Origin of the sequence: Mucilaginibacter sp. OK268, assembly GCF_900103125.1 — a bacterium.
Taxonomy (GTDB): domain Bacteria; phylum Bacteroidota; class Bacteroidia; order Sphingobacteriales; family Sphingobacteriaceae; genus Mucilaginibacter.
The window spans coordinates 1-26404 of the sequence record NZ_FNJV01000015.1; the positions used below are offsets into that span (position 1 = coordinate 1).

Annotated in this window: 19 protein-coding genes and 1 pseudogene; 14 read left to right on the top strand and 6 right to left on the bottom strand. The window is 42.1% G+C overall.

The features are described from left to right. The 14 genes and pseudogenes from BLR84_RS30200 to BLR84_RS28960 form a co-directional block, all read left to right on the top strand. On the top strand, positions 1 to 365 hold a 365-nt coding region (locus BLR84_RS30200), incomplete at its 5' end, for a DUF5712 family protein (RefSeq protein WP_255367071.1). 565 nt (positions 366 to 930) lie between these two features. Then, positions 931 to 1419 carry an NUMOD4 domain-containing protein gene (locus BLR84_RS28895; protein WP_090473740.1) on the top strand — a complete coding sequence of 163 codons (489 nt, stop codon included), beginning with the start codon at positions 931 to 933 and terminating at the stop codon, positions 1417 to 1419. A gap of 42 nt (positions 1420 to 1461) precedes the next feature. Further along, positions 1462 to 1581: pseudogene (locus BLR84_RS30645) on the top strand (NUMOD1 domain-containing DNA-binding protein); the annotation flags it as partial. 1238 nt (positions 1582 to 2819) lie between these two features. Further along, on the top strand, positions 2820 to 3833 hold the full coding sequence (locus BLR84_RS28905; RefSeq protein ID WP_090473741.1) for an acyltransferase family protein: 1014 nt from the start codon (positions 2820 to 2822) through the stop codon (positions 3831 to 3833). A gap of 354 nt (positions 3834 to 4187) precedes the next feature. Continuing rightward, the gene (locus tag BLR84_RS28910) at positions 4188 to 4937 is read left to right on the top strand and encodes a hypothetical protein (protein ID WP_090473742.1); all 750 of its coding nucleotides are present in this window, start codon (positions 4188 to 4190) and stop codon (positions 4935 to 4937) included. A 20-nt stretch (positions 4938 to 4957) separates the two neighbouring features. Then, positions 4958 to 6037, top strand: coding sequence for a hypothetical protein (locus BLR84_RS28915; protein ID WP_090473743.1), 1080 nt, complete (start codon positions 4958 to 4960; stop codon positions 6035 to 6037). A 46-nt stretch (positions 6038 to 6083) separates the two neighbouring features. Then, entirely contained in the window at positions 6084 to 10007 is a 3924-nt protein-coding gene (locus BLR84_RS28920; protein ID WP_090473744.1) for a PKD domain-containing protein, read from the top strand. A 34-nt stretch (positions 10008 to 10041) separates the two neighbouring features. Beyond that, positions 10042 to 13983, top strand: coding sequence for a DUF6443 domain-containing protein (locus tag BLR84_RS28925; protein ID WP_176852183.1), 3942 nt, complete (start codon positions 10042 to 10044; stop codon positions 13981 to 13983). A gap of 1894 nt (positions 13984 to 15877) precedes the next feature. Then, a complete protein-coding gene (locus tag BLR84_RS28935; RefSeq protein WP_255367072.1) occupies positions 15878 to 16303 on the top strand; it encodes a type IV pilin protein in 426 nt (141 codons plus the stop codon). After that, a complete protein-coding gene (locus tag BLR84_RS28940) occupies positions 16303 to 16824 on the top strand; it encodes a hypothetical protein (RefSeq protein WP_143014020.1) in 522 nt (173 codons plus the stop codon). Before BLR84_RS28935 ends, BLR84_RS28940 begins: the two co-directional genes overlap by 1 nt. Further along, positions 16821 to 18254, top strand: a complete 1434-nt coding sequence (locus BLR84_RS28945) for a GspE/PulE family protein (protein ID WP_090473748.1) — start codon at positions 16821 to 16823, stop codon at positions 18252 to 18254. The genes BLR84_RS28940 and BLR84_RS28945 overlap by 4 nt, the downstream gene beginning before the upstream one ends. 9 nt (positions 18255 to 18263) lie before the next feature. Next, a complete protein-coding gene (locus BLR84_RS28950; RefSeq protein ID WP_090473749.1) occupies positions 18264 to 20189 on the top strand; it encodes a type II secretion system protein GspD in 1926 nt (641 codons plus the stop codon). Positions 20190 to 20192: 3 nt separating this feature from the next. Continuing rightward, complete coding sequence (locus tag BLR84_RS28955; protein ID WP_090473750.1) at positions 20193 to 21410, top strand: hypothetical protein; 1218 nt, start codon at positions 20193 to 20195, stop codon at positions 21408 to 21410. 1 nt (position 21411) lies between these two features. Next, on the top strand, positions 21412 to 21933 hold the full coding sequence (locus tag BLR84_RS28960) for a hypothetical protein (RefSeq protein WP_090473751.1): 522 nt from the start codon (positions 21412 to 21414) through the stop codon (positions 21931 to 21933). Between the two features lie 104 nt (positions 21934 to 22037). Here BLR84_RS28960 and BLR84_RS28965 read toward each other — a convergent pair whose 3' ends face one another. From BLR84_RS28965 to BLR84_RS28990, 6 genes are read right to left on the bottom strand one after another with little or no spacing between them, the layout of a single operon-like run. Next, positions 22038 to 23186 carry a type II secretion system F family protein gene (locus tag BLR84_RS28965; RefSeq protein WP_090473752.1) on the bottom strand — a complete coding sequence of 383 codons (1149 nt, stop codon included), beginning with the start codon at positions 23184 to 23186 and terminating at the stop codon, positions 22038 to 22040. Then, positions 23173 to 23649 (bottom strand): hypothetical protein, encoded by a 477-nt coding sequence (locus tag BLR84_RS28970; protein ID WP_090473753.1) that lies wholly within the window; start codon positions 23647 to 23649, stop codon positions 23173 to 23175. The genes BLR84_RS28965 and BLR84_RS28970 overlap by 14 nt, the downstream gene beginning before the upstream one ends. 19 nt (positions 23650 to 23668) lie before the next feature. Then, positions 23669 to 24043: a hypothetical protein gene (locus BLR84_RS28975; protein WP_090473754.1), complete on the bottom strand. Its 375-nt coding sequence runs from the start codon at positions 24041 to 24043 to the stop codon at positions 23669 to 23671. Next, the gene (locus BLR84_RS28980; RefSeq protein ID WP_143014021.1) at positions 24025 to 25293 is read right to left on the bottom strand and encodes a hypothetical protein; all 1269 of its coding nucleotides are present in this window, start codon (positions 25291 to 25293) and stop codon (positions 24025 to 24027) included. Before BLR84_RS28980 ends, BLR84_RS28975 begins: the two co-directional genes overlap by 19 nt. A gap of 14 nt (positions 25294 to 25307) precedes the next feature. Further along, the gene (locus tag BLR84_RS28985) at positions 25308 to 25910 is read right to left on the bottom strand and encodes a toxin-antitoxin system YwqK family antitoxin (protein WP_090473756.1); all 603 of its coding nucleotides are present in this window, start codon (positions 25908 to 25910) and stop codon (positions 25308 to 25310) included. 4 nt (positions 25911 to 25914) lie between these two features. Beyond that, entirely contained in the window at positions 25915 to 26403 is a 489-nt protein-coding gene (locus tag BLR84_RS28990; RefSeq protein ID WP_090473757.1) for a hypothetical protein, read from the bottom strand. Position 26404 lies beyond the last annotated feature (1 nt).

Genomic DNA, 26404 nt, shown 5'->3' on the forward strand with positions numbered 1-26404 from the left:
GCAAAGATATTACCGATAGTATCCGTTTAAGCCCTTTAAATAATTCACGGGGCAAGAATGCGGCACACAGTCTGAAAGTAGGCCAGTTTGACCGCATAGCTTTCAAACAAGCAGCCGAGCTCAAATTTGACCAGGTATTTGATTATGACCGCGAATTAAAGGAAACATTTTTATATGCTAACACCTTAAAGAATGGCGACTATGAACAGAAACTGGAATTAAAAATCGATGAGGAAAAGGAACAGCAGCGCAGGCAACAACAACTTGAATATGAACGTGAGCAACAACAATCTAAGGAAAAAGAACAAAAAAGACAGCAAAGCCATGGGTTGACACCCTGGCGTAATAGAATGGGTAACTGGTGAATTTACCATGTACAAATGCATAATTTATCAAGATTGCTTAGGCTAACCTTGTTATTTAATGATGAATTAAAAAGGGTATTTGAACTTAATACTATAGAGCGTGGACAGTTATATATCCTACTGCAAAATTCCTATTCATAATCAAGGTACAATAGTTCATTTGATCCCGACGAAGGATCGGTAAGAATACTGGCAAAGCAAGTGACGAAGGTTAATCACACGGCAGAAAGAATTTACAAGGAATTTATTGAAGATATTAAACGCTGACAGCCCTGTTGCCTCTGGCAGGAGTGAAATTCGTTACTCATAACCCACTCGCTTTTCCTCATATCCATTTTACCGCAACCGGCAAAATTACCGACCGGCGGAATGAAATGTCAAGGCTATAGTGAACGAAGCTTTTCGTTTTTTTTTAGCGGTGCTTCGGCCTTGATATTTCATCCACCTTTCGCTTTTGGTGCCTAAGCGGTAAAAATGACTTGATTTGTAAAGGTGTCTACGGACACCCCGGTTCATTGGTTTGTTTTTTGTATTATATTAGTTAATATTTCTGCTTTTACTTACGATGTCAACTACAGATTCAATACCAGTTTATCTCAATAAATCACCATTCAACTTGCTTAATGAAGTTTGGAAAGACATACCTGACTTTGAACGGTCTTATCGGGCTTCCAAATTAGGCCGGATTAAATCTCTGGATAGGACAATCCCTCATCCCCGGTTAAAACAGCAGTTTGTAAAAGGTATTGTATTGAGCCAGTCTGTTTCTAAAAACAAGAATGTTAAAACCGGAGAGCCTATGATTGATCTCCGGGTCTCCTTAAGCATTGAAGGGAAGCAACATTATTTTAATACCCGGAGAATTATTTATTACACGTTTATTAAACGGTTGGATTATAACAAAGATGGATTGTATGTCATCAATATAGATGGTGACGGTTATAATAATAGTGTCACTAACCTAAAACTGATCACTAAAAGTGTGAAGCAAAAGCGCGCTGTTAGCCGTGACAGGGTGATCCCTTATCTGAACACCGCAGACCGGTCTAAGTGACCTAAAACCTATGGCGGATATTCCAGGAGAAAGCCAGTTGCGCAATATGATCTTAACGAGAATCTTATTCAAACCTTTGAAAGTGTGCGGGCCGCTTCCCGCAAAATGAACCTGGATGATAAAGCGATAATCCAAGTCGCAAAAGGCATTTACTCCCAATAGAATGGGTTTAAATGGCGATATGTTTAATAAACAATAGGAATTATTATAAAAACAAAAAATAACTTAAACCGGATATTCAATGTTCGAATTGTGATACATCTCCAGTTTGCTGCTTCCGACTTTTTCCATCGTCTGAATCGACAAAATTTTATTGAGAAATGGCAAGTAAAAGAAAAATTTGTATTCCTATTTTGATATAATCGATAAAGCATTTTTATAACCTAAACCAAAATAATTATCGCGCGAAACGACGCTTTTTAATCCTCTCGTAAGATGTTACCACTTTCTGTTTCGCGCCATTAAACTTGCGTTGTACTGATTAGTTAAATGCTCAGATTTGATCTAGTTTATCTTGTATTTAACATCACAAAGACTCTCTCAGTTTTTTGTAAGGGGATAGTATTAACAAATGTATACTGCCAATCCGTCTCGCGCTCGTCTGTGACGAGTGTGTAATTCCGAATTACACAACTCTTAAGCTTATCAAACCAGTCGCCAGATTTTGCTGCGTTTAATAAGTCTGCGACACATTAAACTCCACCGCAAGGCCATACCATTACCGCATATTTTTTTATTCAATATCTTATATATTATACACCTTGTCAAGAAAATGTGCGGATAAAACCCAATACATTGCGATCTGTCACCCGATATGACTTAAGCAAAGTCCTTGCTCCATGAAAGCTCTCTCTGGACTTATCAATCATTCGTTATGCTCATTCATTGCTAAGTCAGGCGCTTTCCATAACTTTTGCTCACCTGCTACTCGTCGAGGACTTCACAACTGTCATGGCGTTTGATAGGCCACAACTCAACCTTAAGCAGTCAAACGCAACGCCAGTTTTTTGTGTGAAGCATTCTTTGTAGTCGAACTTTGTACTACCCCTACAAAGATCCTCTCCTCTATTCGCAGACGGCTCGCAGAGTATTTACAACACGTTCTTATTGTGTACCAATCGAATACACTTATTAAACAGAATTAATGGCAGTTGAAATACTACATTTGCTGTCAAAAAATGCGAAACTATCGTAAGTGTTTAGAATACCTGAGGTTTTGCGTGTAACATAAATGAATATGGCGTAGCTGATATGAATAGCAAAAGACTTAACAAGGTACTTATTGCCGATTACTTTTTACCTAAAAAGGCCTAAAAGTTTAAAAGTGTTTCTCGTCGAATATATCAATTACCTTAACAATCCTTTTATATCTTTGCAAATTATATATTTAAATATCATAAATGGAAACCAAAAATAAAATTTATGTTTTGAGCTTTTTAAGAGGTTTAGCTGTTCTCTTAGTTTGTTTTTGTCACTTCGGCTACCCATTAACAATAAAAAACAATAATCTATCCGGGTTATTCCTGGCATTTCTCAATTATGGTAAATATGGGGTGAATATATTCTTTGTGATATCAGGGTTTATTATACCATTAAGCATGGATAAAGCGATGTATAGCATTAAATATTATTTAAAATTTCTAGGTAAGCGTGCAATGAGACTTCATCCGCCCTATCTAGCAGCTTTAGCTTTAACGCTTATTATTGTCGCAATATCAAACAAGATCAAACATGTACCTTTCCCAGAAAGCACTGTATCCATTATTCAAAGTTGTTTTTATCTGCATATAGTTCAAAACAATCCGGTTTTTTGGACTCTGCAAATAGAAGCTGAATATTATATCTTTATGGGCGTATATTTTGTATTGCTCAAAAGCTCCCCTAAATTAACAATATGTTTAAGTATTCCCTTGTTTATGTTCTTAAGTCAAACCCACTTGGTTAGTTACGTAGGGTTATTAGATTATCTGATCTTTTTTCTAATTGGCACTATCGGTTATTTAATTTATAACAATGAAAATTTAGATCGACTTGAAATATTATGTATAACCGCTCTGGTGATTTTTTCATTTGCATTTTACGAACTTCCAGCTGCAATAGTTGCCTTGTTAACCATTCTGTTTATCTTATTTTATAAGGGAAAAGTTAATAAGGCCTTTGATTTTACAGGCGAAATCTCTTATTCATTATATCTTATTCACTATCCAATAGGAACAAAGTTGTTATATTTAGCTATTAAGCATATTGCCCCCCGCTATTACCCGCTGTTGTTTATAGCACCATTTCTTGTTTTGATCCCACTTGCTGCATTGTTTTGGAGATTCATCGAAAATCCATTTGCAAAGTTTTCCAATAGAATAAAATATGGAACAAATAAAAGAGAGCCTCAAATTTTACCTCATATTCAGTTATAAATAAAATTACGTTTAATTGCTTCTTGTTAAGGATTTGATATGGATGAAGAAAGTTACGCGTTCCATTATCCTTTTTAGTATTTGGTTCACGCTGATAAATAAAGAGTCCACAAATGTTATTAATTCACATTTTTTTTAAACAAGTAAATTTATAGTAGTGTATTTGTTTGATATAATAATTAATTATATTTGAAGTGCCTAAACGATACATATGATAGTTTTACTACAATAATATTCCCCATCGCAAGCTCTCATAAGAGCATTCTCAACAGAAAACGAATTCAAGGCTGAACCAACTGAATTCTGTTGGCATAAGCATAGCCATAGCCACAAATCAATTTTTCAAATCATATTATGAAACTTTCTTATTTAACCCTTTCAATTCTTTTATTGACAGGATATAGCGATTATGCCCAAAATATATTTCCTTCAACGGGGCCTGTTGGTGTCGGAACCACAGGTCCAATTATTCCGCTTCAAATCCATACTGGTGCGGGGAGCAATGTGATCAATGAAGGCTTGCGAATAGTAAATCAGTTTAATTCCAATGGAAATAATAATCCATCAATAGTATTTTCGAACGACGGAAGTAATGCGAATCCGCTTACAACGACCTTTCAAACCTGGGCGCTCAGTGCTATGGTAGCCGGAGGGGAAAGCTTTAGTATTATACATAAAGGAGGAACTAATGCCCTAATAACACCATTTTTTATAAATGGCGCAAATGGCAGTGTAGGCATAAATACCACCTATATACCTTCTTCTTTCCAATTCGCAGTTAACGGAGCTATGATAACAACATCAATTGTGGTTAAAGTGAGAAATGGTTGGCCTGATTATGTTTTCAAAAAGGATTATCAACTACCATCACTTCAGGAAGTTAAAGCCTACATTGATCAAAACCAGCATTTACCGGAAATTCCGTCAGAACAGCAAATAGCTAAAGATGGATTGAACCTGGGTGAAATGAATAAGTTGTTGATGAAAAAGATGGAGGAATTGACTTTGTATCTGATTGATGAACATAAAAAGAATAAAGATCAGCAAGAGCAAATTGACCAGTTAAATAAAAAGATAGAATTGCTTATCAATAAAATTAAATAGTCTTTTATTCCTATCACATCATGAAAAAACTCATCTTTTCACTATCTCTATTTTTAAGCTTTTCATCATTAGTACATGCCCAATGGGTCACTAATGGAACAAATACTATTACTTCAACTACTAATTCTGTAGGTGTTGGTACAACCAATCCTGATGAAAAATTGGTGGTGAATGGTAATATCAAAACAGTATTGGAATCTACCTATAACCCGGCCAAAAATGTGGCCACGATCAAACAGTTGGGCCTTTCCGGGGCAACCGGAGCGATGAACTGGACCCTTAGAGGGGTATATCAATATACAAATGGTGTCTTGGGTAATGCTGATGGCGGAGATCTGGATCTCATTAAATCGTTGGATGGTAATACCATTTTAGGAACGAAAACGGATGGCGCTGCACTGGGTAAAGTAGGTATTGGCACAACAGCTCCCGCTGCCCAATTACATGTACAAGTATCTAATCTTGGATTAAATATTATAGGAGGTTTTCGAAATTCAAGTGCTGGGGTAGGGAATGGAGCGGTGACAGCGGGTACTGCTGTAGGTATAGGTTTTCTTAATGAACCTAGCGGAAATTGGTGGAAAGCGGCTATTGTCCACGAAAGAACGAACGCCTTTGGTGTAGGCAGATTGCATTTTTTAGTCAATAATTCAATGGATAACTCAACCGTCACACTAACTGATGCAAAAATGACTATAGAAACTTCAGGTAATGTCGGTATTGGCATAACCAATCCACAAAATAAACTGGACGTAAATGGCAGGATCCACTCTCAATCAGTGCTCATAGACATGAACGGTTGGTCAGATTATGTTTTCAAAAAGGATTATCAATTGCCATCACTTCAAGAAGTTAAAAACTACATAGATCAAAATCAACATTTACCTGAGATTCCATCAGAACAGCAAATTACAAAAGAAGGCTTGAATCTGGGAGAGATGAATAAGCTGCTGATGAAGAAAGTGGAAGAGTTGACGCTTTACTTGATCGAAAAGGATAATAAACAAAAAGAGCAGGAGCAATTACTTTACAAACTGCAGGGACAACTTAATCAGTTGATCAAACAGGTTAAGATTAATAAAGCATTAGCCAAAAACTGATTTTTCTAAATATTCGATATCGCCTTTTCCAAATATAATTTTCAAAATGAAAAAGTTTCTCTTTCTTTTGCCGGTACTGTCCTTGTTCCTGTTTTGCCCAACATTGTTTGCCCAATATCAGGTAGGTGTTAATCCTTTGACGGGTACAGCAAATGTAGCAATTCCGGTTTATCAAATTAATAAAGGGAGTGTTTCCGTTCCCGTTACCCTTGTCTATGGTGGCCGGGGGATCAAGCCCAAAGATGTGGAAAGTTCTGCGGGTATCGGCTGGTACCTTTCAGCAGGGGGGCAAGTTAGCCGAGAATTAAGAGGACTGCCGGATGATTGTCAAAAGGATAATTCAGGAAATGCTCGTTTAGGTTGGCTATATAATAATAATGGTAACGGTATCAGCAATTTTTCTATTGCCAATGATAATACAACGAATACCTGTACGGATGAAACGGCAGACATCAATTATATAAATACCAATTTTACCGGGTATTCCGACACTGAGCCGGACATATTTAATGTTAGTGCCCCCGGGTTATCCTGTCAATTGGTGTTAGATAAGTCACACGTATTCAAAGCATTATCTTATCAGGATTTAAAAATCGAATATTCGATCGATGTATTTGGTATTTCTTCCTTCACAATTACAAATAACAAAGGAACCAAGTATATATTTACATTAAGAGAACAGGTTACTCAAATAGCCTTACCTACAACAAGTACCACAGTAACTTATTTCGGGAATGCCTATAAGCAGTACCAGTATGGTATAAATTTTTTCAATAACTGGTACTTAACTAGCATAACAGATGCTAACGGTAATACCGTTTCTTTAAATTACACCGTTGGCCCAGACAGAACGAGCAATAACCCTGTGGAGTTATTTATTGGTGGTTCTACTACAAAATCAACTCAGTATACCATACAGCAAACGGCTCAACAGAAAATTCTTTCCAGTATTAGTAACGGGACGGACCAATTGACTTTTAACTGGCAATCGAATGATTATGGTGCAGGGGGGACAAATTTGTCATACATAAGTTCCGTTTCGGGCATGGGAAGAAGTTTTCAATTTACATATAGTCTTGTCGCTTTCCCCCGGACAGGTAGTGGCAATTACTACCGGGTATTTCTTCGGGGGGTTAATGACAGTGGATGTAGTTCCCCTATCAATTACAATTTTACTTATAATGGAGAAACAGGCGTGAAGACGGCCACTGGCACAACCTATACAACAACACTCTCGGATTCTTCTTCAACCTTTACAGATTACTGGGGCTACCAAAATACCAATAGTTTTACTTCACCTGTCCCGATAATATATGTCAATCCGTCAACCCCAGCTTATCCAAGATACACTAATTATATCAATCCCGCTTCTGTAGGATCAACTTATGCATATCTCCTAGGGAGAAATGGCAAGTTCGTAGATGCCAGTTCTATAATTTATGGTTCTCTAAGTACCATGACAAATGCCAGTGGCGGTGTTACAACTTTTACCTATGAACCCAATGATTATTTGGATATCCCAACAAATTCTGTAGTCTCGGGTAATGGTATACGGGTGAAAGCCATCAGCGATAATGATGGTACAGGCAACAATATAGTTCGCAATTATTCCTACTTAGATCCCGCGACCAATAAATCGAGTGGTAAGCCAATAACTCTACCTATTTATGCTTTTACTATTCCATATACAGGGTCGGCAACCGATGGGGTTTATTGGGATAATGCAACCGTAATATCGGCGAATGATCTTTCCAGTGATGACCATACCATCCTGTATAAATATTGCAAAGAAAATAAAACGGGGGCTGGTTCAACGCTTTACCAATATTATGTCCCGGCTACGCAATGGGACAACAGCGCGACACCGGCATGCGCGTCTTGTAGTACAGCGGAGTGGTATCCTACCCAAACTAATGTGGCCAGACCAACCTGCGTATCTTATGGTCCGATAAGAAATGATATTTATACCTATCCTGTTGCCCCTGCCGCAAATTATAGTATGGAAAGAGGGTTGATACAGCAAGTAACCAACTATAATGATGCCGGGACAAAAGTAAGTGAAACCGCCTATACCTATCAGCGTACAAGCCCCCCTCTGATCATCCAGGCACTTAAATTTGACGATAATAATGGGGTTAAAGCCTATGCTAAGTATAATTTATATGCTTCTACCAGTGAGCTCACTAGTCAGGTAACCAAAAAGGTTTATGATTCACCTACATTGACCCAAGCACTAAGCAGTACTACCACTTATACTTATGGTAATACCTATCACCGGCTGACAAAACAACAAACAACCAATAGTGATAACAGTATTGTTAGTGTGAATACCTCGTACAGTAAAGATTATGCCATTGCTGCTCCGGGGACTGATTCTACAACAAATGCCATTTATCATCTTCAAAAACAGAATATTGATGTGCCTATAGAAAGTTATACACAGGTTACCAGGAGTGGTGTAACGAAAACGGTCGGTGCTCAACTTACCAAATTCAAAACATTTACCGGAAATCCCTATTTCTACCTGCCTGTTCAGTCATTGAAATTCGTTTCAACCGATGGCGACACCTTCACGCCATTTGCCATAACCGGTGGGGTGGCTATTGCTGATCCAAAATATATTCCAACGGCGAATTATACGGCTTACGACAATACCGGCCTTTTGCAGACAGGAGATGATAATTATAAACACGTGCAAACAGGCATTACCGATCATTTTTCGAACCAGAGTGTAGCTTTATTTAAAAATACGGCGGTGAGCGAGACTGGCTTTGAAGACTTTGACAGCAGCCTGCCACCGGGCACCAATTATACTTTACCGATATCCACCGGAATAGTCAATACGAACAGCCATAATGGCAATGCCTATACTTTCAGTACAGGACAAAACATTTCGAAGGTTATGTCTAAAAAGGCAGGCGAAAATTATTATACCCTATCAGCCTGGATCAGTTCAGCATCGGCAGGTACGATCAATTTAACCCTGACCAATAGCAGCAATGGTTCGTTTACATATAATGAACCCTTCACCAATACCGGTAATGTGTCCAAATATTTTGAATGGAAAGTGCCGGTGAGTAATATGTCCGCCGGTTTTACGATGAGTTTCAGCACCAGCCAGGCTATTTATATAGATGATATCCTGTTCTATCCGCAAAGTGCGGAGGCGGTGACTTATGCATATGACCCGGTGGCCCATTTTAAGATCAGCGAAACCAATACGAACGGCGTATCAGCCTACTATACCAATGATAAGTTTGGCAGGATAGTGATCAGTTATGACCAGGACAAAAATATCAGGGAACGGAAAAGTTATTTAAATTCCGACGATATAGCCGCCGGCTTATTGAGTCCAGATATACGATTTCCGCCGAACTCTCCTTATGTGACGGGATCAAGCGATGTTAATACGCCGATCAGCATGGATGCGAATCATAATCCATGTATCACGGATGCTACTTACACCTGGAATTTTGGGGACGGCACCACCGCCAGCGTATTAAACGGCTATCATCAGACGCATACCTATACCACTACGGGGAATTTTACGGTAACTTGTACGGTTTCCAGTCCCAGTTATAATACCCCGCTGAGTTCCAGCAGTACTGTTATCATCAAATACCCTGACCTGAAGCCGCTCATGTGCCAGTCAGGGGTAACCATGTGGGATAATTGTTATCATCACTCACTTAACCAAGTAAGCTGTTTCTCTAATCCTAACGATGCAACCAATAGTTATTACACCATAACATCGGTAGGTGGAAGTGGTTATGGAACTTTACATTATCAGTGGCAGTTAAGTTATGATGATGGTCAAACATGGACGAATGATGGTACCGACACTAGCCAGTTTAGCGTTCCCTGTTTTGGTAAAAATCAGAAATATAATATTAGGTGCGTAGTCACTTCGTCAGTTGGACAAACAGGCACATCCAGTATTGCTTTTTTTAATGTCCAGGATTGTCAATAATTACTAAAATCAGACCTATTCTCATATGAAATCTATGTATAGAAAACTAAATACCTGGTTTTTAAGCATCACGATTTGCTTTACCGCCGGACAGGTTACAGCGCAAAGCAAAAACTTTGTGCAGGACGAGGTGGTGAAAATTCCTGGGGTTGTTAGTGTTACCCAATTACCTGGACTTACCGTTACACAGAAACAAACCACTAAGATTTATTTTGATGGCCTGGGCAGAGTGACACAAACCGTGGCCGTGCAAGCTAGCCCCTCACAGAAAGATATTATTCGACCGGTGGTTTATAATAGTTTAGGACAGCTAACAAAAGGTTTATTACCCTATGTTGGCGCCGATGGCGGTGGTTCTTACCGGCCTAATGCCGTAACTACCGAGCAAGCCAGTTTTTATAATAATGGTGTTGGTGATAAAGTAGCGGATGATAGCTTACCCTTCAACCAGCAGGTATTTGAAAAAAGCCCCTTACAGCGAATCTTAAGATCGGGATTGGTTGGAGCTGGTTTCCAACCGACAGGGGCAACAGGCACACAACACTATAAAACCGCGGTTTATCGTTCCAATACGAGTGCTGCCGATGGTAATATTATTATCTGGGGAGCCGACGCAACCAATAAGGGGAATTATGCTGATAATACACTGTCAGTTACAGACGGTAAAGATGAAGATGGCGTAGAGACCCTGAGTTTTATCGACCTAAATGGTAAGGCTATACTGAAAAGGCAAAAGAACGGGGCTACAAATTTAGACACCTATTACATCTATAATAACGCAGGTATGATCAGTTATGTTATCCCACCGCTGGCATTAAACACTATGGTGGCTGGCAACAATTATGATCCTAACCAGGCTGTCGTCAATAAATTGGTTTTCAAATATGTATATGATGACCGGGAGAGAGTGGTGGAAAAAACGATGCCGAATGCGGGTGTGATCTATATGATTTATGATCCACTTAACCGTCCGGTGCTTATACAGGATGCTAAATTGAGAATGGTTAATCAATGGAATTATATCAAGTACGATAATAAAGATCATGCAATTGGCCAGGGAATTTATACAGATGCTACTAATACGACTCGCATGGCGATGCAAACCTATGTTACTTCGGGGACGATCGCGGCTAACTACAGTGCCACCTGGTACGAAAGCCGCTCAACAGCGGCAGCCACTGGTTACTATAGCAATGCGGTATTCCCGACAAGCAATATAACGCCCTTAGCCTATAGCTATTATGATGATTATGATATAGACGGGAACGGCTCTGCCAATTATACTTATTCGGTGCAATCCCTGACCAATGAATCTTCGCCTACAGCGGCAGCCATCAAAGGCGTACCAACCATGGTCAGTACGCGTTCAGTTGGCAGCGGGTTAAGTAGTATTTGGCTGCTCAAAGTGATGTTTTATGATAAGAGCGGGCATGTGATACAAACACAAAGTAATAACCAGCTCAATTATACCGCCGGGGTGATCACCGATTATTCAACCTCGGCACCCGATTTTATAGGTACGCCTAAACAAACCAAGATTGTTAAAGTGACCGGAACGACAGCAGCCCCCATTACGACCAGTGTGATGACGACAATGAGCTATGATCATATGTATCGCGTTATCGCGATCGATCAGAGTTATAATGGGGGAGCCGCTGTCCATGTGGCGGCCTATACTTACAACGAGTTGGGGCAACTGGTGCAAAAGAACCTGCAACCAGGTACTGCGGCGGCGGCGCAGGATATTACGCTGAACGGCAATAACAGCGTAGCCAGCGGCGCGACGTTGAACGTTACCGCAGGAAATAGCATCACTCTTAGCCCGGGCTTTTCTGCAGCCAGTGGCTCCACATTTACAGCCAATATCAGCTCTGGTGCATTGCAATCCATAGATTATCGGTACAATATCAGGGGGCAACTCATCAGTATCAACAACAGCAAGCTAGCCAACGACAGCGGAACAACCAATACTAATGATGACAGCACTGATTTGTTTGGCATGCAGCTGCTTTATGATCAAACCGATAGTAATTTAGGTAATACACCCTGGTTTAGCGGTAAATTATCTGCGGTCAAATGGATGAGTAAAGACGCGAACGGAACCGCCGGCAATGAGCGAAGTTATAAATACAGTTATGATGCGTTGAGTCGTTATACAGGCAGCTCTTATGCAGAAAGGACAGCCAGCTCAACAGGAGCATTTAATGTGAACGTGAACGGTTTTAATGAGAATGCGATCAGCTATGACGTAGGCGGTAATCTACTGACCCTGAAACGAAACTCGATTCCGACTGGCGGTGGAGCGGCGACAGAGTTTGATAACCTGACCTACGCCTATGATGCTGCAAACCCAAATCAACTTAAATCAGTTACAGATGATACGGGAAGTAACTATACCGCGTATGGTTTCCGGAATTTGAGTGGTACTACAACAGGTAGCTATGCCTATGATGTAAATGGTAACCTGACTGCTGATCCTTACAAAGCGCTGACGCTGGATTATAATATCCTGAACCGTACGGACAAGATTACCATCACTTCGGCAACAGGCCGGTATATTACGTATACGTATAATAGTGCTGGAAAAATGATCCGAAAACAGCAGTTTGATAACAATGCCTTACAAGTCACAACAGATTATATAGACGGTTTTGTATATTTAAATAGTACATTAAGCTACTTCGGTATGCCTGAAGGACGGGTAAGAAATACGGGAGGGGCTTTAAAACCAGAATATATCATTAGCGATCAGCAGGGTAATGCCCGTATCAGTTTGGAGGAAAGCAATACAGCACCAGGTACGGCAATCGTACGTCAGGAAAACAGCTATTACGGGTTCGGCCTGGTGATGCCTGGCAGTCTGGTAGCTACTCCGACAACGGACAATAAACAGTTATATAATGGGGGTAGTGAATGGCAAAAAGACTTTGGTAACCTGCCAGATTATTACCAAACTTTTTATCGCAATTATGATGCAGCATTAGGCAGATTTATTGGTATTGATCCGGAATCAGAAAGTTCGGTGGGCATAACCACCTATAATTATGCAGGGAATAACCCAATCATGTTTAATGATCCACTAGGTGATGAACCAGCACCTATAGCGCCCACTTGGTCCTCATTAGATTATCTTAATAGCGCTTACGCGGGAGCTATACAGGAGTCAGCTAACCTTTATAATCAGATGATTGCCAATGAAGGAGGATTTTACGCAAGTTTTAATAGTGGCGGATGGGATGCAACAACGGCTCTCGGTCATTTAATGAATGATAGGATTGCGCGAAATGGTGGTTATGCTGATCGCAATGGGATCATTTATTTTCACGGCAATGGTATCGCAATTAGAGCGGGACTTGCTTACAACTCCATGTGGGGAATAACCTCTTTACAAATACCGGGTTTGGCAGGTAGCCTTGCAGAGGCATACGATAATTACAACTCCAATCCTGATAGAAAGGGGCCTGGCTTATATCTTACGCCAGAAGCTGAACCAAATAGGCCTAAAGATTTTTTTAACTTTTATGGTTTAGATGCTAATAGTAACAGTTTAGTTTATAACGGAGTTAGTGGCTATGGAATGTCTCGAGAGTTTACGGTAAGTCCATCGGATGATGATGAGAATTCAAAGGCAAATACAGTATCTAAATGGACGGGTATTTTGGATAACGCTACGACTGCGACAAGCATCATAAAGTTTTTTGGAGAAGAGTCTGGTAAAATAAAATGGACCGGGAAAGCAGTTTTTGGTGCTTTCGCAGATGTGACTGGGTTGGCATCTATAGGTAATAGTGTTTATAGTGCTGGTAAAGCATGGAAAAAAGGAGATAAGGTAGGGGCGGTTTGGAATACCGTAAAAGCCGCTGGAACCATAGGTTTTATGGTTTTTGGAGGTGAGGAGGCAACACTCACGGTAAAAGGTCTTGAAGTAATCTGGAACTTGGGTGCAACCTGGCTCGATTATAAAACGGGAAATTAAATTTAAAACTTTGTGCAAGTGAAAGGCACAAAGAAAGTATATTGGCTAAATATTATTACGAATAAAATACAAATTTATCATGAGGGTTGTTGACTTTTTTGTGTATTACATTTCAACATTATACACAAATAAAAAGCGTGGAAATTTATTGTGGGAGAGTCCAATTAGGAGAACCGCATTTGTTGTCGGGGTATTATTTACCATGCTATTATTCTCGATTTCGCAAATCTTGTGTTCGTTGATAGGTAATATAAACCTAATAGATATACTTTATTCCAAAATTGCATTAATTATTTTGGGACTGGTGTTAATTCAAATTTTGGTATACATCTACATTAAAAAAGGAAGATTCGAGTATATTACCTCAGAGCGGTTTAAAGGATTTAAGATGAGTGATCGTGCTGGCGGGATAATATGTGGGCTTATAGTTGTGCTTTCAGTTTTTTTAGCGATTTTAATATCGATAATTATTGATTAGGAGAATCCAAAATATTCAGCCTCAGCTTGTCTGTGACCAGTGTGTAAAATGATTTTAGTATTTGCAATGCGTGACTATTAAGTAAAAAGCCCAGCTTAACGTTGGGCTTTTGCTTTTTATAAGCTAACTTTGTTATAGCATGTTGAATGTGGCCTCCGGTAAAGTGTGATATGTATTTTAATTAGTACTCTTGAATTATGAATTTTTGAACTTTCGATAAAAATTCCCCATACTGTTCCCCTGAAAATGAAAAGACGAGAAAACCTTGCGCTATTTTGAATTGCTACTTTTGTTCTATTCCAGATAGGACTTATATATCAATGGAATGTTTGATTATTATTCATTATACTTTACATAACAAGCTCATTGACCATCTGTTACAAGTTCTTTATGCTATAAATACCATCAAACAAGGTCTAAGAAAATGAGACCCATTCGGTTATCATTTTCATAAGAATACTTAACAACTACGTTATAATCAACTACTTAAGTGACTGGGTAATCATCCCGACGAAACCAAAGTCAAATGGAATAAAAACCCGCATATCAACCAGTCTCGCGCTCGTCTGTGACGAGTGCGTAATGTTGTTTCAGTATTTGCAATGGGAGAATATTATTGCGGAATAAGCCAAGCCACAGCGCTTGATTTTACTTTTTGTCAGCTAAGGTTGTTTTAACATGTTGGCAAAGACGATCAAGAAGTATAACAATCGGATCGTTAAATATGATCGTATGGAAAATTATCCACCTATTATTGCGTTGCAATTGAAAACAGGGGGCAATATTAATTTCTATTCATTATATTTGAAAAACGAGTTCATTGACTATCATTTATATGGATAAATAGGCTACAAAATCCACCAAACAAAAGCACATTATGTGTGCCCCATTCGGTGCCCGTTGTTGTTTGTTTTCGATATAACGAATTGAATATCATAGATATAAATGGCCGGATCATCATCCTGCCATCTCGCCTTACCTGTACAATTTTTCGAACCCCTTTGTCAGTGATTTGAAAATAGACTCAGAGCTATTCTATTGATTTATAAATTACGATAAAATAAATTTTGTATCCGCGTTTTTTGAATTAGGGTGATCTTATTACAATGTTCAATCTTGTTCAGAAATTTGTGAAAAACCTATTATCGCCAATCTGATAAGTAAATCTGCTAAACGGTTAAATCGTCCCCGATGTCATTGGAGTGCTGATACGGCGGATTCTGGATTAAAACTTACAGGGTGAAGAATAATAACCTTATATTCATTCCGCTGCTCAACACTGCGCCCCTGTTCGTCGAGCATTCACACGGCTGTCTGAGCCTTTTGGATCAGCATGGTTGGCGGTTGGAAAAAAAATTATTTTTATATATTTTAAGTATAACTATATTTATTAAATTAGGGCCTTATTGAAGTGTCGTGAAAATTCCTAAACTGAACCCACATAGACGTTTAAAAGCTTATACATTGACCGAAGTGCTTGTCGTGTTGGTTATTATCGGCATTCTATTATTATTGATCCTACCGAATTTGTTACCGCTGGTTACGAAGGCCAAAACCACGGAAGCCAAAATGCAGTTGGAGCATGTCCAGACATTAGAGAAAAATTACTTTTACGAGCATTCTAAATATTCTAAAGACCTGACCGAACTGGGCTTTATCCAGGAGAAATTAACTACCGAAGGTAAGGATGCGCATGCCAATTACAGGATCGAGATCACTAATGTGAGCAACACCAGCTTTACTGCCCGCGCTACTTCAGTGGTGGACTTTAATGGTAACGGTACGTTCAACGTATGGGAGATGGATCAGGATAAGACCCTGAAAGAGGTAACGCCGGATTAATGCTACTCGTTATTTACATCATCATTATATTTCTGCTCGGCCTTGTTTTTATACAGGATATGATGTACCGGGCGGTTACCTGGTACCTGTTCCCGATACTTATGATAGGGCTATTATCCACGAGGTTGTTATCCGGCGAGCCTTTCGCGGTAATCAGTCAATCGGCACTCGTTAATATAGCTGTTGTACTCCTGATCTTACTGGTACTTACGGTTTATCTGTGGTTACGAAATGGCCGGGTACTGAACCCGACTAAAGATTATTTGGGTATAGGTGATATTTTGTTTTTCGGGGTGGTGGCCTGCTATTTGTCTGTGCTTAATTTTATCATTTTTTTTAACGTTAGTTTACTCTGCGCCATCTTACTGTATTTGTTATTCAGAAGGGTAACCAAAAGCAAGTATATTCCGCTGGCTGGTTTTCAGGCTTTGGTGTTTATCGTATTTTTAGTGGGAGACCGCTGTTATTTTCATTTCCACATCACGGATGATGCCTGGTTATTACGTTTATATAATCTATGAGCCTCAATCAAGATATTCATTTACCGGCAGGTAACATCCATTTATTAGCCCAGGAACAAGCCTGGTATTACCGGGTGTTGCCCAAGAACAGCGCACCGGGATATATCGAATTATATTGTGAGGAAGGCGCTGATGCAGAAGTATTGGTATCCGAGTTGGAAATTTTACTGGGGTTGGAAGTACAACTGGAACCCATTCCGCCGGAGGATATTGCCAGGCTGCTTTCCAAATATTATATCAAAGATACTGCATCCTCCGGGGCTTCGCAGGTCCCGGTGAACCAGAACGCCGAGGATTTTTTGTTTAACCTGATCGGGGAGGCCAAGAATCTAAAAAGCAGTGATATTCATATCGAGCGTTATGAGAATAAATGCCGGGTCAGGATCCGGATCGATGGTCTGATGGTCGAACGCTACCTGCTGAAAAATGAGGAATACCCGGCCCTGATCAATAAGATCAAGATCTATGCGAACCTGGATATTGCCGAAAAGCGGCTCCCGCAGGATGGGCGCATTAACTTTAAGCATCAACATCTCCAGTTTGATATCCGGGTATCTGTATTGCCGACTCTGCACGGGGAAAAGGTGGTATTAAGGTTATTGAATAATGATGCCACGGCGATCGATCTGAATACCCTGGGTTTTTCACCTTTTGATCTCGAAAATTATCTGCAAGGAGTTAAAAGACCGAATGGTATCTTGCTGATCAGCGGACCTACGGGGTCGGGAAAAACCACCACGCTGTATGCCACGTTGAAGTTGCTTAATCAGGAGACCCGGAATATACTCACCATCGAGGACCCCGTTGAATATACACTGGAAGGGATCAACCAGGTGCAGTTGAAGGAATCCATAGGATTGACTTTTGGTGCCGCGCTTCGTACTTTTTTAAGACAGGATCCGGATGTGATCATGGTGGGGGAGATTCGGGACACGGAAACGGCCAATATGGCGATCCGGGCCGCGTTAACAGGACACCTGGTTTTGTCTACCATCCATACGAATTCTGCCTGGGGAACGGTTTCACGGCTCATCGATATGGGAATGCCGCCGTTTCTGGTCGCCAATACCTTGAACACGACGGTCGCACAAAGACTGATCCGTTTACTATGTCCGCATTGTAAGGTGAAAAAGCATTTTCAAACCTCACTTTATCCCAGGCAGTTCAAGCCATACCTGGATGTACAAAACCATTATGTTGCGCAGGGCTGCGAACAATGTTATTACACCGGCTATAAAGGCCGAAAGGCGGTATACGAAGTGATACCGGTGGATCAGGAACTGGCGCAGGAGATCAAAGGCGGAAACATGAACGTGCAGCACTTATTAAAAGAGAGAGGAGTAAAGACCCTGGCAGAAAATGCCTTCGAGCTGTTCAGTGATGGTCAAACGTCTATTGAAGAAATTTATCCGTTGTTATTTAATTATTGAGGGAGGGCTATGTATAAAAAAATTACTTGTATACTGTTTGTTTTAATGATCGGGCTGGGGGGGCTTAAACTTCGGGCGCAGCAAGTCGATCGTATCCAGGTGATCCAGCAGAAGCTGGAAAACCTGGCGGGCATTGTGCCAGGACTGAACCAGAAAGTACAGCTGCTGGTGACCGGGGTTTCCATACGTGAATACCTTAACGCCCTGGCCCGCTCCAACAATTTGAGTATCAGCTCAGATCCTGGTCTGAATTTTTCGATCTATGATACGTTTAACGGGGTCACGGCAGCCAATATCCTGGTACTGCTTTCCCAGAAATATAACCTGGACCTTTCGGTGGTCGGATCCATTATTTACATTACTTTGTACCGGGACCCGAACCAGTTCCTGAAGCCTCCGCCTAAAGAGATCAATGCGAAGTACAACCCGCAGGGAAACACGCTTTCGCTGGAACTGGAAAGCGACAGTCTCCCGGCCGTGGCCAAAAAGATCACGCTTGTCTCCGGTAAAAATGTTATGGTACCGGGTTCGTTGCAGGGAAAGCGTGTGACATCCTATATCAGTAACGCGCCGTTTGAAACCGCACTGGAAAAACTGGCTTATGGCAATGACATCAAAATGGTGAAGACGGGGGATGGGTTTTATCTTTTCCAGCCCCTGGGAGAGAACGAGGAACTGTACGTGAACGGGGATCGGAACACCAGTGTAAGGAAAACCTTCCGACCGGCGTCTCCATCCCAGAGCGGTGGAGCGACTGGTTTATTTGTTCGTATGCTAAACGGGCAGAAACTCATCTCCGCGGATGCGGTCAATGCGCCGATCCAGGACCTGCTGAAACAGGCCTCGCAGGAGACTGGCAAAAGCTATTCGATCTATTCGGATATCAAAGGGCAGATCACCTTGCATGTCAATGATGTCAGTTATGATGCCTTTTTAAGTTTATTGTTTAAAAGCACGGATTATACTTTTCATGCGGAGAATGGTATTTACCTCATTGGAGACCGGAAACTGGAGGGGTTACGTACTTTCAGGGCTATACATTTGCAGAACCGATCGATCGATACGGTGGTGACCATGATTCCTAACGAATGGAAAAGAGGGGTGGAGATCAAAGAATTCCGGGATCAGAATACCATTATGCTATCGGGGTCTGGTGCGCAGATGGATGAAATGGAAGCTTTTATCCGGCAACTGGATGTGCTGGTGCCTGTCGTACTGATCGAAGTAACCATGATCGATGTGCACAAGAATCGTACGGTTTCTACCGGGATATCCGCTGGGGTTTCTGATAGCGTCAAGACGGGGGGGACCTTGCTTGGCGGTTTGAATTATACATTCGGCGCGAAGTCGATCAATGATTTTCTGGGTAAACTCGGCGGGTCCAACCTGGGCCATGTAACTCCTAACTTTTACCTGACCCTGAGTGCGTTGGAGGCAAAAAATGATATAGATGTGCGCCAGGTACCCAAGATGGCGACGTTGAACGGACATTCGGCGAAGCTGAGTATCGGCAGTAAGCGTTATTATAAAAATACTACGCAAAATGTAATCCCTTCCGTTTCTAATGCACAGTCTATATTCACTAATGTTTACCAGGAGGTAAACGCTGATCTATCGATCAATATTAGACCGATCGTTTCGGGTAATGATCAGGTTACACTTAGCATCGGGGTCAATATTTCTGATTTTTTGGCCACGCCAACTGATGGCTCTCCCCCTCCGCAATCCATCAGTAAGTTTGAGACCAGTTTGCGGGTGCACAGTGAGGATACCATTGTGCTTGGAGGATTGGAACGGACAGAGAACGATGAAAGTGCTTCTGGAATACCGCTGCTTTCGCGAATCCCGGTGCTCAAATGGTTGTTCAGCAGTCGTACAAAGGCCAATCAAAAGGTAGTAACCGTATTGTTTATTAAATCTACCATTATCCGTTAAGATATGCGCGCACTGGAACCCTATTATTCGATCAGCCAGTCCATCGGCATCTCGATGATGATCCGGAAGGACGGGAGTATCCGATTGGATGGCTGCCAGGTGATGGTAAAGGATAGACAATTGCACCTGGAGAAGAAGATCACGGATATTGGCGGCGTGGAAGCATTGAGTAAACAGTTTAAGGGGAATATTCCTTTGGCGCTAAATCTTTCGGGCAGAGGGGTATTGTATAAACAACTTCCCGGTACCGGGGAGATCAATTCCGCCAGTTTTTCCGCGGTTTTACCGAATGCCAGCCCGGAAGATTTCTATATACAGCATTTTGTTTCCGGTGACCGGTCTTTTATCGCCGTCATTAGGAAGGTAGATGCCAACAAGTGGCTTGATGCGCTGGCTAAACAAGGCTTCCGGGTTTACATGCTTAGCCTGGGCCCTTTTCCCGTTCAGCATATCCTGTCCCAACTCAATATTTATGGCGAGGAGGTTATTTTCAACGGTAACCGGATCGAACGGGATGAAGAACTCCACTGGAAGACTTTCCGGCAGGAAGAATTTGCGAAGGCCCCCTTTCCATTAAAGATAGATAACGAAGCGATTGAACAGGAACTGGTCATGCCATATGCCGCGGCTTTCCAGTTAGTTTTATCCGCCAGGCTGGATATTATACAGGCGAGGGTGCCGGGGGTTCAGGTAAGGCTGGAGAAATTTTTAAGTGATAAAAAGTTCAAAGCGCATGGGTTTTTGATCCTGCTTGCCTGCTTTTTGTTGCTGCTTATTAATATAATTATTTTCTCATCGATGAACAGTGATAATCATCGATTGAGCGTGCAGGTCAGCAGTTCCGCACAGAATACGAGTGATGTGCAAGGCGTTAAAGATGATATTGGGCAAAAGGAAGCCTTGCTGCGAAACCTGGGTTGGGAGGGAGGTGTCCGCAAAAGTATCCTGATCGACCAGATCGCGTCTTTGTTGCCACCCGGGATCAGCTGGAAAGAGATAGCGGTAGACCAGATCGATCGCCTGGAAAGCCGGGCGCAGCGGTCTTTGCAGTTTTCCAGACAAAAAATAGAAGTGAAGGGTATCTCCCCCCAGATCATCCCAGTCAATGAATGGATCGCCCGGATCAAAACCCTGCATTGGGTGAAGGGGATCCAGTTGGAGAGCTATACCTATAATAACGAGTTGAATACCGGACAATTTATCTTAACAGTTATTTATTGATATGTTGAAGTGGTGGCCTTTTAAAAAAGAGTATCTGCTGATCGCGGGGGCGGTTATTTTACTGCTGATCTGTTATCAGCTGGCTTTTAAAAATACAATTACGGCCTGGCAGTTCAACCGGCAGCTAAAGACACAGCTGCAGCAAACGGGCGACATCAGCTATCAGCCAGGATATCTGGACAGAAAAAGTAAGAACCTGGAGCATATTTTAGTGCTTTACCGATCAGATACGGCTCTTTTCAGAAGCAATACGATCAGCACCATCGCGGTGCTGGCCGAAAAATACCGGGTAAAACTCGCCGAAGTACCGGCGCAGGACGAAGTTTATCATACGGAACGGGCGATTATTCAGAAACTGAATTTCGAGGGGGATTTTTTTGCGCTGAACAGTTTTTTAAATCAGTTGGAATCGTCCGAAAGCGTGGGCGTCGTCAGGGCGGTCGAGTTTAAACTGCAGCGAAAGGATGCTGAGCCTGTGTCCAAAAAACTGATGATGGGGGTTTATATGGAGATCAGTAGATAAAATGGCTTCTTTACACCGATGGATCATAGCTATAACCAAGCCTGGCTATCGGGCCGCTTGATGAGCGGATATTCTGATCGACGGGATCATCACCTGTTTCGATCTTAGTGAAAACTATTGCTCATCTCAAACATCGGTAGGTACATGGCGATCAGGATCGTACCTACAATGAGTCCTAGGAAAATGACGATAAACGGTTCCATCATACTGCTCAAGGTGGCCGTTTTGTATTCCACTTCATCGATATATTGCTCGGATATCCGGGCAAAAAAATAATCCAGTTTGTTGCTTTCTTCTCCAATTTTTAACAGCATGATCATTTTTGCAGGGTATATGCTGAACTGCTGGAGGCTTTGATGCAGAGGATGACCCTGCAGGATATCATCTTCTACCTTTTGAAGGGAGGATTCTATTGGATAATAACCGATCATTTGACGACTGAGGGAGATGGCCCGCAGCAGCGGGATATGCGCGCTGATCAGTAGGCGCATGGAGTTGCAGAAGCGGGCCAGGTAGATCTTTTGCACGATGTTGCCGGCCAGGGGGATCTTTAATAACAGCCCGGAGACTGTTTTGCGGAAACGCTCTGTCTTGCGCAGGTACCGGAGAACCCCGGCTACTGCCGCACATAACAGGAAGGCGGGCAGGAAATTACCCTCCATTGTTTTGGAAATGCTGATGATCATGGAGGTGATCCAGGGTAACTGACCGCCAAAGCGGGTGAATATATCGCCGAACATAGGTACGACAAACTCGAGCATAAAGAATACAGCTCCCATCGAAGTACAAAGCACAATGCAGGGATAACTGAGCGATGAAACGATCTTCCGGCGCTGTTTAACCTTGTTTTGATAGAATTTGGCAAGGTCCTGTAATACCTCGGTCAGTTTACCGGTTTCTTCGCCGATCTCGAGGCTGAATATTTCATAAACGGAGAACTTACCACTTTTTTCCAGTGCCTGGGAGAAACTGGTACCTTGTAATACCCTTTCCTGGATATCCTGGAATAATTGTTTATCCTTCTCTTTTTCCTGACTGGCTGTGATCAGCTCAAAACTGCTTTTCAAATTGATGCCGGCCTGAAGCAGGGAACTCAGTTCCAGATAGAGGAACTCTTTTTTTTTGTCACTGAGTTCTTTACTGCCAAAATTGATGTCCTTATTCAAAAAAGCCAGTAAGCCACCCTGATTGCCCTTTTGGGTTGGTGGTGTCGTTTTCTTTTTTTCGTACCGGCTAAGGTCAATGGTTGGCATCGGGGTTTTCTTGAAAAAGGTTGACGGAACTGTATGGTTTATGGTAATGATACGGAATTTTTTGATTTTGAAGGATGATTTTCCATTCCATCTCATCCAGGAGACCGGGCCGGTCCGTTGCCTGGGGATCATCTTGCAGCGGCTGATGATCAAAACTCGTGCTCATGGTTTCTGTTTGGATTTTAAAGGTATCCGTGATACCCTGCGTCCGGGTCACCCGATCTGGCGCAAATTCATAACGGATATCAGTACTGTCTATCCGGAACAGGATCTTTTGATTATCCCTGGAAATGAGTGATGCCTTGTAAAAATCATTTTTTAAAAGCTTGTCCAGTTGAACGGCTTCGGTCATCTCCTTGTTTTTATTCGTAAAGCCGAGGTAAGACTTGCTGATGATCGTATAGGCCGTATACGTGATACTGATCACGATGGCGGCCAGCAGCATGGTTATGGTAATTTCCATGATCGTGAATGCTTTGAGCTTAGTTGGAGACATGATCCATAACGATTATTTGTTGCACCTGTGCCACTTGTTCCTGGTTATCATCAAAGGCTGTGAGTATGATCTGTGTAAGCCTGGGTTCTTTTTCTACCGGTTTAAGCTGCTGCTCGATGCGGAAGCCATCGATGAGGTTCGGTTTACCCTTATCGTCGGTAAATGGTGTGTCCTGCAACAGGATTTCCTGTAGTATGGCCTGTGCCCGTAGTTTCTTGACGGAAAGAGAGCGTTTGGTTACGTTGGTATTGATCATCATGGCTGTGCCAAATACCAGGATAATGATGACCATGGAAATCACCACTTCCAGGATCGTTGATCCGGCGAGTTTACCGTGTATTTTTACCTTACTTCCAGCCATTGCAATATTTTTTTTTGTTCAGCACTGACCGGGCTGAGGTCACTGATCAGGTAATACCGTGAAAGTGCCCTGGCATCAATGGTGGTATTGATCAGGTAATTTTCGTAAGCGGTAATTTCGTTTTGATACAGAAAACGGGAGGTCATGACATTTCCCGCGATGCTGGTCCCGGCTTTGATGGACAGTGTTCCCTGGGAATAAATTTGTCCGGCAACGGTGGTGTTTTTGCCCAGGGCAATGAGCGGACGTAAAGGGTTTTTAGCTTTTTCGTAGGTGAAGATAAGACCGGTGAAACGGGTATTTTCCCCGAGACTTATTTTTTCAGGAAAGCCGATGATGGCAGTAGTGTCCCATAAAACGCCTAAACAGGATGGATAAGTGAACCGACAATCACGTTCGATGCCAATGGAATCTTTGGCATAAAACTGGCCGTTACCATGGAAACCCGCTTTTATAAGTATCGCTTTGGCAAATATGATCACATGGTGCATGATGGCGCTGCTGTCGATGATCAGTGTCGTATCGGAACGGATGATCAGGTTCCCGCTTAAACTGATGTTTTGAAGAGTGGTCACCTGTTTTCCTAAACCGATCGTTGTCGTGGGCAGCCTGAAGGAACGGTCGATGGATTTGTTCTTTAACAGCATGCTGTTGTGTTCCGCTGGCTGGCGGAGGAACTGCCGGATGATCTGGAGCCGTTTGGGGGTAAGCGGTGGTAGCTTTTTTTCACTGTTGTGTTGCTTGCCCTGGACCAGTTGCTGATCCCCTGTATAGGATTGGTTATCTACATAGGCGGTTTTTACACCGGCTTTGGGGATATATACATCACCACGTATCGTGGTTTTTCCGCTGAGGGAGAGCGGGCGGTCTTCATCGATCAGGTAGAGGGCTGCCCATTTGGCAGAATCGATGGCGTTGGCGATACTGAAAACTTTATAAAGGGTGTCGCGTTGGGCAAAGGCCTGGACGATGCCGATATCAAATGCGCCCCAGGCAAATCTCTGGAGGGATACTGAATCCAAGTCATCGTTTGCAAAAAGAGATACGGCGCGTTCTGTCCGGTAGGAACTGTCGGTACTGGTCAGCAGTATATTGATGCCGGAATTCATATTGTTCTGCAAGCGATCCACCCGGAACTTGGCCTGGTATGCCGCCTGATAAAAATAGGCAGCGGCAATCAATGCGGAACATAAGAGGCCGATCACCAGGGCGATGATAATGACCATATATAATGCGGAGGCTTTGAGCATAGGTATACCGGTTGTCAGGATGCAGGTTTTACCTCTGGGGCCTTCTTCTTCTTCTTGAAAATATTGATCCTTTTCAGGAAAGTGCCGGATTTTGGAGGTACGACATGGCCTTTTTTATAACGGAGGGTCCTGGCAGAGTCGGTTCCGGCGTTGAACGAAACCAGGCCGTCCAACTGGTTATCAAGATACCTGCCGGACTGAGCGACCTGACCATGGGCATTATAAAGCGTAAACGGGCCCGACCAGCTGCCATTTTCCCAGGTCAGCTGCCGGGTTAATTTGCCGGATTCATCCCATTCCTTCCACACCCCGTTTTTTAAGCCTTTTTCAAATACCCCTTGTGTTTTCAGGTTTTTGTTGATATAATATTCTTCATAGCTGCCGTTTAAAAGTTGGCCACTGAAACCACCCTGCAGTTGATGGATACTGCCGGTACCATACCAGTAATACGTCAGTTCGGCGTGGACATTGGGCATCGAGGTTACCGGCTGGATCTCGGCCCGTATGGTTTTGTCGGTATCATTGAGCCTGATCTGATGGATACCATAATCCGGCATTTTTTGAGCAAACAATAGGCCTGGGCCACAGATCAGTAATAAAGTAAATAGCTGTTTCATCAGGTTAGCGGTTTGGCTTTATAAATTTGGTTTGACCATGATAACTGATTTTGATCGAATCGCGCAGGTTTTTAAGTAACTTGACCTGTTCGTTATTTTCTCCCTCGGTCATCATGACTTCTTTTCCGTTGATATGCATGATGGCTATGATTTTTTTTGAGCCGGGATTCTGTATATACCCCATATAGCTGATCGCGGCCCAATTTATTCCAGGGCTAACGGTAAGGGGTATACTCCGGTGAATGCTTTTTGAAGGACTGACCGCTGCCGTGTCTTTGGTAGGAGCGAGGCCGAAAGGATCACGGTACTTTGCCTGTAGGCGGCTGGTATCTTTAGCTATACCGTAGTCGTCATAGGGTTCTTTAATCTTGGTTACAGGGGCGATTACGGGTTCTGAATTATCGCTTACGGCTGCATAAATACGATAAATGACCATGCCCCAAACGATGACCACCAGCAAAATCAATAAATAGACGATTTTTTTGTTTTTCATT

Bases quoted from the DNA above. Each gene is read 5' to 3' on its own strand.
- BLR84_RS28895 (WP_090473740.1), top strand. From the start codon at position 931: ATGTCAACTACAGATTCAATACCAGTTTATCTCAATAAATCACCATTC.
- BLR84_RS28905 (WP_090473741.1), top strand. From the start codon at position 2,820: ATGGAAACCAAAAATAAAATTTATGTTTTGAGCTTTTTAAGAGGTTTA.
- BLR84_RS28910 (WP_090473742.1), top strand. From the start codon at position 4,188: ATGAAACTTTCTTATTTAACCCTTTCAATTCTTTTATTGACAGGATAT.
- BLR84_RS28915 (WP_090473743.1), top strand. From the start codon at position 4,958: ATGAAAAAACTCATCTTTTCACTATCTCTATTTTTAAGCTTTTCATCA.
- BLR84_RS28920 (WP_090473744.1), top strand. From the start codon at position 6,084: ATGAAAAAGTTTCTCTTTCTTTTGCCGGTACTGTCCTTGTTCCTGTTT.
- BLR84_RS28925 (WP_176852183.1), top strand. From the start codon at position 10,042: ATGTATAGAAAACTAAATACCTGGTTTTTAAGCATCACGATTTGCTTT.
- BLR84_RS28940 (WP_143014020.1), top strand. From the start codon at position 16,303: ATGCTACTCGTTATTTACATCATCATTATATTTCTGCTCGGCCTTGTT.
- BLR84_RS28945 (WP_090473748.1), top strand. From the start codon at position 16,821: ATGAGCCTCAATCAAGATATTCATTTACCGGCAGGTAACATCCATTTA.
- BLR84_RS28950 (WP_090473749.1), top strand. From the start codon at position 18,264: ATGTATAAAAAAATTACTTGTATACTGTTTGTTTTAATGATCGGGCTG.
- BLR84_RS28955 (WP_090473750.1), top strand. From the start codon at position 20,193: ATGCGCGCACTGGAACCCTATTATTCGATCAGCCAGTCCATCGGCATC.
- BLR84_RS28960 (WP_090473751.1), top strand. From the start codon at position 21,412: ATGTTGAAGTGGTGGCCTTTTAAAAAAGAGTATCTGCTGATCGCGGGG.
- BLR84_RS28965 (WP_090473752.1), bottom strand. From the start codon at position 23,186: ATGCCAACCATTGACCTTAGCCGGTACGAAAAAAAGAAAACGACACCA.
- BLR84_RS28970 (WP_090473753.1), bottom strand. From the start codon at position 23,649: ATGGAAATTACCATAACCATGCTGCTGGCCGCCATCGTGATCAGTATC.
- BLR84_RS28975 (WP_090473754.1), bottom strand. From the start codon at position 24,043: ATGGCTGGAAGTAAGGTAAAAATACACGGTAAACTCGCCGGATCAACG.
- BLR84_RS28980 (WP_143014021.1), bottom strand. From the start codon at position 25,293: ATGCTCAAAGCCTCCGCATTATATATGGTCATTATCATCGCCCTGGTG.
- BLR84_RS28985 (WP_090473756.1), bottom strand. From the start codon at position 25,910: ATGAAACAGCTATTTACTTTATTACTGATCTGTGGCCCAGGCCTATTG.
- BLR84_RS28990 (WP_090473757.1), bottom strand. From the start codon at position 26,403: ATGAAAAACAAAAAAATCGTCTATTTATTGATTTTGCTGGTGGTCATC.